Origin of the sequence: Ensifer sp. SSB1 (genome assembly GCF_016652895.1) — a bacterium.
In the GTDB taxonomy this organism is placed as follows: Bacteria; Pseudomonadota; Alphaproteobacteria; order Rhizobiales; family Rhizobiaceae; genus Ensifer.
Window position 1 is genome coordinate 1 of record NZ_JAEPRP010000210.1, and the last position, 11,511, is coordinate 11,511.

Genomic DNA, 11,511 nt, shown 5'->3' on the forward strand with positions numbered 1-11,511 from the left:
GCAACGGTCGTCGCCACCGTCGGCATGATCCCGGTCCTCGGCCTCGTGGTCCCCAATATCGTCAGCCTCATCATGGGTGACAATCTCAGACGCACGCTGCCTGTCGTCGCCATCTCCGGCGCCGGCCTGGTGCTCGCCTGCGATATCGTCGGGCGGCTCGTGATCGCGCCCTACGAAATCCCCGTGGGAACGGTCATGGGCGTTATCGGCAGCCTGATTTTCCTCCATCTCCTGCTTTCGAGGCGATCCCATGCAGGCTGATGCCAGAAGGCTTTCTCCGTCCACCGTCCTGATTGCGTCTGCCTTGCTTGCCCTCGTGTCGCTGGTCGCTTTCATGACCATCGGTGCCAAGGGAAGCTGGTCCTTCCTGCTCTCCTTCCGCGGCACGAAACTGCTCGGCATGGTGCTGGTCGCCTACGCGATCGCGGTCTCGACGGTCCTGTTCCAGACGATCTCGGGCAACCGCATCCTGACGCCATCGATCATCGGCTTCGATGCCATGTACACCCTGCTGCAGACGATCATGGTGTTCTTCCTGGGCGCTGCGGGCGCCAGCACCCTCGATCCGCAGTTGCAGTTCCTCGTCGAAACGGCCGTCATGGTCGGCCTCTCGCTTCTGTTGTTTCGAGCACTCTTTTCCGGCGCCAGCCGCGGCCTGCATCTTCTGATGCTGGTCGGCGTCATCCTGGGCGGCCTGTTCCGCAGCCTTTCGTCGTTCCTGCAGCGCATTCTCGATCCCAATGAGTTCGTCGTGCTGCAGGACAGGCTGTTTGCGAGCTTCAACAGCATCGATGCCAATCTGCTCGGCATTGCCGCCGCGGCAACCCTGGCCGTGACCTTCGTTCTGTGGCGGCTTTCGCCGACCTTCGACGTGCTCGCTCTCGGGCGCGAAGCATCCATCGGCCTCGGCGTCGATCATCAGCGTGTCGTCACTCTTCTGCTGGTGCTGATCGCGGTTCTGGTGTCGGTCTCCACCGCCCTGGTCGGACCGGTAACCTTCTTCGGCCTGCTGGTCGCAAGCCTCGCCTGGCAACTGACGCCGACCGCCAGCCACCGCTTCGTCCTGCCGATCGCCGTCTGCATCGCGATTGCCACGCTCGTTGGTGGTCAGGTCATCCTCGAGCGGCTGTTTTCCTTCAACACGGCGCTCAGCATCGTCATCGAATTCTTCGGTGGCCTTGTCTTCATCTTCCTGCTTGTCCGAGGCTCCGCCCGATGATCGAAATCCAAGAGGTGACGAAATCCTACGGCGGCAACGCGGTCGTCGACCGGGTGTCGCTGACCCTGCCGACCGGCGGCCTGACGTCGATCATCGGCCCGAACGGCGCCGGCAAGTCGACACTGCTATCGATCGTCAGCCGGCTGATGCCGATGGATACGGGCAAGGTGCTGGTCGACGGTCTCGACGTCAGCCGCACAGCCGGCGACGTGCTGGCCCGGCGGCTCTCGATCATGCGCCAGGACAACCACATCACCGCCCGCCTCAGCGTACGCGATCTCGTCGCCTTCGGCCGCTATCCCTATTCCAAGGGGCGGCTGACCGCTGCCGATGCCGAACATATCGAGCGCTCGATCGCCTATCTCGGGCTCGAGCCTTACCGGAATCGCTTTCTCGACGAACTCTCCGGCGGCCAGCGCCAGCGCGCCTTCATCGCCATGGTGCTCTGCCAGGACACCGACTACATGCTGTTCGACGAGCCGCTGAACAATCTCGACATCAAGCATGCGGTCGAGACAATGAAGCTGTTGCGGCGCCTCACCGACGACTTCGACAAGACCGTGGTCGTCGTCCTGCACGACATCAACTTCGCCTCGGCCTATTCCGACCGCATCGTCGCTATGCAGGCCGGCCGCCTCGCCTTCGAGGGACCGCCGCAAGACATGATCGTGCCGGCCCGCCTGCGGGCAATCTTCGACGTCGATTGCCGAGTTCACGCCGTCGGCGAAACGCGCCTCGTCAACTATTTCGATTAAGCGCCATGCGTCCATTGCACCATGCATGCTCTGGCCGAAACACATAAAGCGCGCTGCACGGAGAGCCCCGACAGCGCGCTTTGACCGTGATCGTAGCGGCAGGAGACAATACGCTAGCCGGCGGTCGCTCCTGCGCCCTCCTTGCCGATCCGGGCCGCATCCGCCGCATGATCCTCGTCCGTCACCGAAGAGAACCGTTTCAGCCAGCGACCCATTCTCGTGTTGATGTCATCCATCACGGTAAACATCACAGGCACGAAGACGAGGCTTAATGCCGTCGAGGTAATGAGCCCGCCGATTACGGCGATTGCCATCGGTGCCCGGAAGGCGGCACCTGCGCCGACACCGATGACAGCCGGAACCATGCCCGCCACCATGGCGATGGTCGTCATGATGATCGGTCGGGCGCGGGTGACCCCAGCCGTCAGCAGGGCCGTGCGCCGGTCGGCGCCCTCGTTGCGGCACTCGATCGCATGGTCGACGAGCAGGATCGAGTTCTTGCAGACGATCCCCATCAGCATCAGGATCCCGATCATCGACGAAAGGTCCAGTGCCGCACCGAACAGGATCAAAGCCAGCGCCGCCCCACCGATCGACAGCGGCAAGGCAACCAGGATGGTAACCGGCTGCAGGAAGTCCTTGAACAGAAGCACCAGAACCGCCGCGACCATCAGGATGCCGGCAAGTAGCGCCAGGGCGAAATTGCGGAACATCTCCGACATGTATTCCGCGTCGCCATAATTGGCCTGCGACACGCCTGCGGGCAGTTCGGTCATGGTCGGAAGCGCCGAGATCGCCTCGAAGGCCGTGCCGAGCGTCATGCCGTTGAGGTTGGCCTCGACAGCGATCAGACGCTTGCGATCGAGACGTTCGACGCTGCTTTCCTCCGCGCCGAAGGAAACATCGGCAACCGAGGTCAACGGTACCACCGTGCCGGCATTCGTACCGACCCTCAGATTGCGCAGCGTGTCGACGTCGCCTCTGGCCGCCTGGTCGAGCATGACGCGGATCGGCACCTGGCGATTGCCGAGGTTGAAGCGCGCCGAATTGCTCTCGCTATCTCCCATCGTCGCGATGCGGGCGACGGTTCCGATCGACGTCACCGACACGCCGAGCCTTGCCGCCTCGTCGAACCGCGGCTTGACCAGAAGCTCAGGCGAAAGCAGCGGCTCGGTCGACTGGACGCTGACCAGTCCCGGAAGCTCACGCATCTCCTTCTCAAGGCGCCGCACCGAAGCCATCAGCGCCTCCGGATCGTCACTCGTCAGGTAGATGGAAAGGTCCTTGGCTCCCTGCTCCGACGAGAACGTCGCCTGGATATCGGGCGTTGCCGCCAGCAGCGGACGGAGCGACAATTCGAAGGACTTGCGATCGAGGGCGCGTTCCTTTCGCGGTTTGAGCTTGATGCGAAGCGACACCTCGTTGAGATCATCCGCCGTCGCCAGGACGTTCTCGACCTCCGGCCGCGCCTTGAGCTTGGCAACCAGATCATCGGAGATGCGCGCCGTCTCTTCGAGCCTCGTGCCGGGCGGCAGAGTGATCTTGAGCTGCGAAACATTGCTGTCGTTCGTCGGCAGGAAGCCTGTCGGCAGCATGGTCAGAAGCGCGATCGAGCCGATGAAGATCAGCGCGACCATCGAGAGCGCGGTCTTGCGGTGGTCGAGCGTCCAGCCGAGCATGCACCGATAGGCCTCGGCGATCCGCGACGGCTTGCCGGAATGGCCGTGGTGGGCTCGCGGCTGCAGAAGATAGGCCGCCATCAGTGGCGTCAGCAGGCGAGCAACCAGCAACGAGAACAGCACGGCAATCGCAACCGTCAGGCCGAATTGCTTGAAGTATTGCCCGACCGCGCCGCCGATGAAGCTGACCGGCGCAAAGACGGCAACGATCGTCAGCGTCGTTGCAACGATCGCCAGACCGATTGCATCCGCCGCATCGATCGCAGCAAGGAACGGGCGCTTGCCCATGTCCACGTGCCGCTCGATGTTCTCGATCTCGACGATCGCGTCATCGACGAGGATGCCGATAACGAGCGTCAGTGCCAGAAGACTGATGCCGTTGAGCGTGAAACCGAGCAGGTCCATCACCGCGAAGGTCGGCAGGATGGAGAGCGGCATGGCAAGCGCGGAGATCAGCGTCGCTCGCCAGTTGCGCAGAAAGGCGAAAACGACGACGACGGTCAGCAACGCCCCTTCAATCAGCGCGGTGACGGCCGCATCGTAGCTTTCCTGGGTGTATTCGACGAGCGAGATCAGCTCGGTCATCTCGACGCCGGGCGTGCGCGCCTGGATTTCCTTCAACCGCTTGATGACGGCCTCGGCGACGACGGTATCGCTCGCCCCCTTGCTCCGCGAAACCGAGAAGCTCACGACGGGCTCGCCATCGAAGCGGGCGAAGTTGCGCGGCTCGGAGGATGTGTCCTCGATCGTCGCGATATCGGAAAGCTGCAGCCAGCGGCCGCTGGAAAGCGGGATCGAGAGTCGCGAGAGTTCCTCTACCGAGCCGGCACTGCCGACCGTACGGATCGATTGCTCGCGCCCACCGATTTCGCCACGGCCACTCGGGATGTTGGTATTGATTTCCCTGAGCGCAGTGTTGACCTGATCCGCCGTCACGCCGAGCGCCAGCAGCCGTTCGGGATTGAGCGAAACCCGGACTTCGCGGTTGACGCCACCGAGACGCTGCACCTTCTGTACGCCCGGCAGCGTCAGCAACTCGCTGGTGATCGTATCGTCGACGAACCAGGACAACTCCACTTCCGACATGTGGGGTGCCCGCACGGCGTAATAGACGATGGCGCTGCCGTCGACGTCGAGGCGCGAGACGATCGGTTCCTGGATGGATTGCGGCAGGTCGGCGCGGATCTGGGCCACGGTCTCGCGCACGTCGTTTGCGGCCCGGTCTGGATCGGTCCCGATCTTGAATTCGACCGTGGTCGTCGACACGCCGTTGGTGATGGTCGAGCGAATGTGACTGACCCCGACGAGGCCGGCAGCCACCCCTTCGACGCGGCGGGTCACCTGCGTTTCCATTTCGGCGGGCTGGGCGCTCGGCTGCGTGATCGTTACCGTCACGACCGGGAACGACACGCTTGGATTGGCATTGACCGGCAGCCGCAGGAACGAGGCGATGCCCATCAATGTGAGAACGACGAAGAGAACGATCGTCGGAACGGGCTTTCGGATCGCCCAGGCAGAAATGTTGCTGGTCATTGCTGCTTGCCCGTCTGCGTCGGCTGAACATCCTTCGCGAGGACCGCTTCGCCTTCGCGCAGCGACACGCCGGCCTTGAGAACAACCCGGTCGCCGGCCGCAAGCCCGGAGACGATCTCGACCTTGCCGCCCTGACGCATGCCCGGTTGAACCGTCTTGCGCGTCACTTTGCCGGCATCAACCACGAAGACCGAAACCTTGCCGTCGGGAGCCCCGTAAAGCAGCGCGGAATCATCGACCATGATCGCCTTGCGCTCGGCCACGACGATCTCCGCCCGGCCGAACGTTCCGGCAAACGGCGGCTTGCCTGTGTTCAGCGTGACCTGAGCGGTCCCGAGCCGGGTTTCGCGGTCGATCTTCGGATTGATCACCCGCACCTTCCCCACGATCCAGTCACTGCGTCCGGAAAGCTTGACCTTCACCGCCTGATCGACTGCGAGGAGCGGCAGTTCCGTTTCCGGCACTTCCGCCGCAAATTCGATCTCACCGTCGCGGATCAGCTTGACGAGCGGGTCCGCGCCCGCCAGCGCACCGGCGCGCGCAAGCCGCTCGGAGACGATGCCGGCGGCAGGAGCCACGATCACCGCGCGCTCGAGTTTGCGGCGCGCCTCGGCCTCGAGTGCTTCCGCCTGCTCGTAATCGGCCCGTGCGACCTTCACCGCCTGCTCGGCGATCGCGAGTGCGGAGACGCGCTCTTCGAGGATGGTTTCGGCCTGAAGGTGGCGCAATTGCCGGGCCCGGGCGAGCTTCCTCTGCTCCTGCGTCACGGTTTCCGCTTCGCGCGCCATCGTGGCGCCGGCGCGGGCGACCCGGCCTTCCGCCTCCCGCAGAAGGTTTTCCAGCATGTCGGTCTCCAGCCTGGCAATCACCTGTCCGGCAGCGACCCGGTCCCCGATCTCGACTTCGACTTTGGCGATGCGCTGGTCGGTCAAGGTCGTGCCGACCGCAATCTCCTCGCGAGCGACGAAGATGCCGGCGAAGGATCGCGTCCACGCCTGCGGGCGGCTGTCAGCGACGAGCGTCGACACGGTACGGCCGATTGCAGCACTCTCGACGGGAACGGACGCAGCCGCCTCCCCGGAGGCGCGCGCCACACCATCCGTCATGGCGAGCGCGAAGAGCGCAGCAAGGATGGCTTTCAACTCAACGGTACGTCTCATTTCATTGGCTTTCCATTGGTAAGGCCAGTCGGATCGGAAACACGGGCGCTCCAAGCTGCCGGCCTCGAGATCGGACAAACTGCGGCGAATAATTATTAGATCAGTCAATCTAATAATCTTGACGCATCAAACGCGACAATTGTAAGGCAGATTACATACTATCATTGCGGGAGGATGGCGGAGTTCCTGTCGGCAAACGACCTTGACACTGGAGCACCACCCCACGAAATTAGAGTGCTCGGTCTAATAATAGGACTACCCGGCAAGGAGAACTGGCGATGCGCAAGGTCGACCCCGAGAAACACGCCGCCAAACGTCGATTGATCCTCGATGCTGCAATCAGCTGTTTTGCGCGCAAGGGCTTCCACGGCACGTCGACTGCCGAAATCTGTGCCGAGGCAGGCATGAGCCCGGGCAATCTCTTCCATTACTTTCCGACCAAGCACACCATTATTGCGGCGATCGTGGAGGTGGAACGTCAAGAAACGGCGGAGATTTTCCGAAAATTGGGTGAAGCCGAAGACCTCTTCGCCGCCCTGCTCGGTTTCATGGACAGCGTTCTCGAGCTTGCAGGCGATCCGACCTATTCGAGCATGGCGCTCGAAATCGCGGCGGAAGCGATGCGTGACGAGCGGATCGGCACGCTTGCCGCCGCAAACGACGCCGAACTTCAGCAAGCCCTGTCAGCCCTGCTTCGGGACGCAGCGGATCGAAACCAGGTCGATAGGACTGTGGATGCAGACCGTGCCGCCCGATGGATCGCCGCAATCATCGACGGCATTTTCAGCCGGGTCGCTGTCGACCCCGGCTTCAAGCCGAAAGACGAAGGCTCGATGCTGCGGCTTCTCCTGACACGGTTTCTCCGCCGGCAGAACTGACGCCTTGCGAACGGAATGACGACAGCGGACACGTGTCGCCGCGATTGTGGATTGCATGCTCCGCCGGCCTATGCCGGCGGAAGACTAATCCGGAAGCAGTATCAGGCGCGCTTCTGGATGATGCCGTAGACGATGTTGCGGTTGGCACCGAACTGGACGCGCGCATCAATGGCGGCCTTGCCCGCGCTCTTGTGGATGATGTTCCACATATCCGCCTCCGAACGCAAAAGCAGCGCCCAGTTCATGAAGGTCTCCATGTAGCCGTCGACGCCGATATCCTGGGCGAAGTTGGCAAACAGGAAGACACCGTTCGGCTTCAGCATCTGCAGGCAGCGATGCGTCAGCTTGATGGCCACCTTGTCGGCCAGATAGTCGTAGAGGCCGGCGGCATAGATGAAATCGAACTTGCCGAGCTTCTGGTCTCGGCCAAGCAGGCTGCGGACGGAGCCATCGACGGCTTCGATGCAGGTACCAGAGAAATCGCGGCTGATCGAACCGACGCTGAGCGGATCCTGATCGAGCGCCACCCAACGCTTGATCCGGCGCTCCTGAAGCGCCACCGAACGATTGGCTTCGCGCAGATGTCCGGCGGCAATCGTCAGAATTTCGGCCTGGGAACCGCGGCTGGCGGCGATCTCGTCGACGTGCCGGGTCAGAAGGTCGCGACGCTCGCGCACCGCGACCGAGGAGGACGCGTCCTTCGTGTAGTCGTAAAGCGCTCGTCCGACCGGCGATGCCCGCTCGATCTCCTTGGCGACGCTCGCATGGCCGTAGATGAAGTCGAGCAGCTGCGCGTCGCCCGAGTATCCCCGGGGCTTTTCGGAGGACCACCGGGTGAACGGGTCCTGGAGGAAGTACTCCGCCACCGGGTGCGCCTGCGCGATCGGTATCAGTTCCTGCCAAACGTTCGGGTGGAACTTGGCCCTCGTTTCATGAAGAGCGGCTGCAAGCCGATCGATAATCCTCGCCGGGTCAGTCCCTTGCAGAAATTGCTCCTGAGCAATCCTGAGAATCACTGCGAGCTCGGCCCTGCCGAGCGAGAGCTGTTCGTCGTGCCGCTCGCCCCTGGGCGAAACGAACTCATCGGCCATCGCCTTGGGAGTAATCAGGCTTTGACCGTCGAAAACCGTTTGAAATTGGCGCACGCGAGACCATCCGTTAATGCTTTGTTAACAATGCTGGCGAAGATGCGCGCATTACGGGCCGGTTTGCAAGTTTTTGTATATAATAAGGTAAATTCTCGTGCTTCCTCCCTTTGGGTTATGTCTAATCCTAGGCGTTCCGGCCCTTTAATTTAACAAAACTTAATGGACACATCCTATCATCCCACCCCGCGCCACCCGCCCCTGTTGCAGGTTTAACGCGAGCGGCAAGTATGGAGTGTCCGAAACAACGTCCATTGATGGAAAAGCGACGACCGATTTCCGTTGACCGTGACGCAACTCGATGGATCAGTGCATGAAGCACACGTTGGCCGACGTAGTTGACATCGACCTGCACAAGCAGCCGCACCGGCCGCATTTGGCTGAGCTTCAGACGCTCTATCGAATGGAGGGCGAGGCCGGCCGCCGTGCGGCGACCAGGCAGGGCCTGTGGGTCGCGGTTGCCGTCTATCTGTCGTTTTGCGCGATCGACGTTCTGCTGGTCCCAGATGTCGCGTTCTATACGATTGTCGCGCGCCTCGTCGTCGGCATCGGCTCGCTACTGACCTTTGAGATTCTGCATCGCATAAAGGCCCGAACCAAGTGGCTCGACGGCACGTGCGCCGGCGCGCTGGTCTTTGGCTATATCGGCTGGCTCGTCCCTGCGATGATGACGGCTGACACCAGCAGCATGTCCTATTACATGATCTTCGGCGCCATTTTCATGATGGGCGCCAATCTCTTCTTCAGCTTCCGGTTCCGCCTCTCGGTTTTCGCCTCCGGGATCGTCCTGGCGACGTTCTTCATCGCCCTGTCCTTCTTCTCCGAGCACGATCCTTCCTATCTGATCGCGTTTGGAACCTTCTACGTTTCCTGTTTCATCTTCACCTCCTACGTAAACTGGAAGCTCAACCGCGAGCGCTACAAGGTTTTCCTGAACGCCTTCGAGGCGAAGATCCAGCAGAACGAAGCGTCGGAACGCGGCATGGCGCTCCTGCGGCTATCCAACACCGATCCTCTGACCGGCCTGGACAATCGCCGCGCCATCGACCAGCAGCTGCGCGACTATTGGAACGATTGGCAGAAGCTCGGAAAGAACTTCTCCGCCATGCTGATCGACGTTGATTTCTTCAAGAAATACAACGACTGCTACGGCCATCAGGAAGGCGATCGCTGCCTGGTTTTGGTCGCCAATGCGCTCGGCGAGGCAATCAAGGACTACAACGGCTCGATTGGCCGCTACGGCGGCGAGGAATTCATCATTCTTGCCCGCCTGGATACCCTGGAGCAGGCAGCCGAACTGGCGGAAGTGATCTGCCGTACCGTCGAAAACATGCGGCTGGTGCATGAGCAGCGCCGCGACGGCGTTTCCATCGTGACCGTCAGCGTCGGTGCCGCCTTCACCCGCAACCAGACCGGCGCCAAACTCGAGAAGATCATCCACGAGGCGGACCGCGCGCTTTATGCCGCCAAGGCGAGCGGTCGCAACTGTGCAAAGCTGTTCGACCCGAACGACCCGCAAAGCAGCGACGAGAGCGAAAACATCGCCGCGCTTCTAAAGATCGCGGTCGACCAGAACCTCGTGTCGCTCGTCTACCAGCCGATCAGAAACGTGATGACCGGCGAGGTCGAGGCTGTCGAAGCGCTGATGCGCCTGACGATGCTGGACGGCACGTCGGTTCCGCCGAGCCTTTTCATTCCGGTTGCCGAGCGGACCGGCGCCATTCTCGACCTCGGCCGCTGGGCGATCAAGACGGTCTGCTGCGAGCTCCTCATCGACAACCATATTCCGCTCGTCAGCGTCAACGTATCGCCGATCCAGCTGAAGACCCCGGGCTTTGCAACCTCGGTCGCCGCGATCCTCGGAGAGACCGGGGTGGCCGGCAGCCGACTTGCCTTCGAGATCACCGAAGGGCTCGAAATGGAGATGCATTCAGGTATCCTGCGCTGTATCAGCGACCTGGAAACGCTGGGCATCAGGATCTGGCTGGATGACTTTGGCACAGGCTTTGCCGGCCTTTCCTGGCTGCGCCTGATCGATTTCGATACGGTGAAGGTCGACCGGTCGTTCCTGCACGATTGCAGCTCGCCAAAGGGTCGCGCCATGTTGCAGGACATTATCGGGCTGGTGCGCAACCGCGGCCACAAGATCCTGATCGAAGGCGTCGAGACCGACGAACAGCTGGCGCTGATGCGACGTTTCCGGATCGACCAGGTCCAGGGCTTCCACGTCGGCCGGCCTGCGCCGGCAGAGGCTTTCCGCACGCCGACGGACAAGCCGCGCATTCCGCTGCGAAACGGCGCACGCTCCTAACAGGGATCGTGCGTGCCTGTCCCTCAATCGGGAACGCTCTTTTGAGGTCAATGTGCCCGAAATCCGGGATACCTGCTGGCCGCTCACGTTAAACCCAGCCGAAGCACAACTTTAGCAAAGCCCGCTAATACATATTGCGCTTTGCCCGGGTAGAGACGTAGGATACGGGAACTTACAGTGCCGCCGGATACAATCTAAAATTGTGACCCATGGGAGCGTGCATGGCCATGGAAAGTCGGCAGGACAGCCGGATCGAACCGGCAACTGCCCCACCCACCGACGCGGAAATTCTGGTGCAACTTGATCGAATTCGCCAAAGTGCCGAGTTCGACGCTCCGGAACGTGACCGTAAGTTCCTGACCTATGTCATCGAGGAAGCACTTGCCGGCCGAGGAGACCGAATAAAGGCCTACTCGATTGCGACCGAGGTCTTCGGTCGGGATTCTTCTTTCGATCCGCAGACGGATCCGGCAGTGCGGATCGAGGCAGGCCGCATTCGCCGGGCGCTCGAACGCTACTACCTCGTTGCCGGGCGGACCGATCCGATTATCATCAGCATACCCAAGGGCGCCTACGTGCCCACCTTCGAGCGCCGCGTTGATGTCTGGCTTCCGCCGGGCAAGGACGTGCCCCCAAGCGCCGGACGCAATCCGTCGGCTCTCCGTGCCCGGCGAGGAGCCTGGCTTGCCGCGGCAGCCGTTCTCGCCATCGGTAGCGGTCTGGGAGCGGCTGCACTCCTTCTTCCCAAAACGGAGACGGCCATCGTCCACACGCGGCCGACGATCCCGAAGATCGTCGTCACCCCCTTTGAAGATCTGTCGGGGACGTCCC

The 11,511-nt window shown here is 62.0% G+C and carries 8 protein-coding genes and 1 pseudogene; 6 read left to right on the forward strand and 3 right to left on the reverse strand.

The window, feature by feature from the left end; genetic code table 11:
• The 3 genes from I8N66_RS32740 to I8N66_RS32750 all read left to right on the forward strand — a co-directional run.
• A partial coding sequence (locus tag I8N66_RS32740) for an iron chelate uptake ABC transporter family permease subunit (protein WP_291163287.1) occupies positions 1-261 on the forward strand: 261 nt, incomplete at its 5' end.
• Positions 251-1,219 (forward strand): iron chelate uptake ABC transporter family permease subunit, encoded by a 969-nt coding sequence (locus I8N66_RS32745; RefSeq protein WP_291163289.1) that lies wholly within the window; start codon positions 251-253, stop codon positions 1,217-1,219. The genes I8N66_RS32740 and I8N66_RS32745, both read left to right, overlap by 11 nt.
• A complete protein-coding gene (locus I8N66_RS32750; protein WP_291163291.1) occupies positions 1,216-1,974 on the forward strand; it encodes an ATP-binding cassette domain-containing protein in 759 nt (252 codons plus the stop codon). Before I8N66_RS32745 ends, I8N66_RS32750 begins: the two co-directional genes overlap by 4 nt.
• A 113-nt stretch (positions 1,975-2,087) precedes the next feature.
• Here the strand turns inward: I8N66_RS32750 and I8N66_RS32755 are convergent, their stop codons facing one another.
• Together I8N66_RS32755 and I8N66_RS32760 are read right to left on the reverse strand one after the other, a co-directional pair.
• The gene (locus tag I8N66_RS32755; protein WP_291163293.1) at positions 2,088-5,186 is read right to left on the reverse strand and encodes an efflux RND transporter permease subunit; all 3,099 of its coding nucleotides are present in this window, start codon (positions 5,184-5,186) and stop codon (positions 2,088-2,090) included.
• Positions 5,183-6,346, reverse strand: coding sequence for an efflux RND transporter periplasmic adaptor subunit (locus I8N66_RS32760; protein ID WP_113535943.1), 1,164 nt, complete (start codon positions 6,344-6,346; stop codon positions 5,183-5,185). The genes I8N66_RS32755 and I8N66_RS32760 overlap by 4 nt, the downstream gene beginning before the upstream one ends.
• A 278-nt stretch (positions 6,347-6,624) precedes the next feature.
• Between I8N66_RS32760 and I8N66_RS32765 the strand changes: the two genes are divergently transcribed.
• Positions 6,625-7,224 (forward strand): TetR/AcrR family transcriptional regulator, encoded by a 600-nt coding sequence (locus I8N66_RS32765; RefSeq protein WP_113535942.1) that lies wholly within the window; start codon positions 6,625-6,627, stop codon positions 7,222-7,224.
• Between the two features lie 101 nt (positions 7,225-7,325).
• On the opposite strand, the gene I8N66_RS32770 is transcribed toward I8N66_RS32765, so the two are convergent.
• Entirely contained in the window at positions 7,326-8,369 is a 1,044-nt protein-coding gene (locus I8N66_RS32770) for a class I SAM-dependent methyltransferase (RefSeq protein WP_113535941.1), read from the reverse strand.
• Positions 8,370-8,682: 313 nt separating this feature from the next.
• On the opposite strand from I8N66_RS32770, the gene I8N66_RS32775 reads away from it, so the two are divergent.
• The gene (locus tag I8N66_RS32775; RefSeq protein WP_162768634.1) at positions 8,683-10,680 is read left to right on the forward strand and encodes an EAL domain-containing protein; all 1,998 of its coding nucleotides are present in this window, start codon (positions 8,683-8,685) and stop codon (positions 10,678-10,680) included.
• 221 nt (positions 10,681-10,901) lie between these two features.
• Positions 10,902-11,511 (forward strand): annotated as a pseudogene (locus tag I8N66_RS32780) (hypothetical protein); the annotation flags it as partial.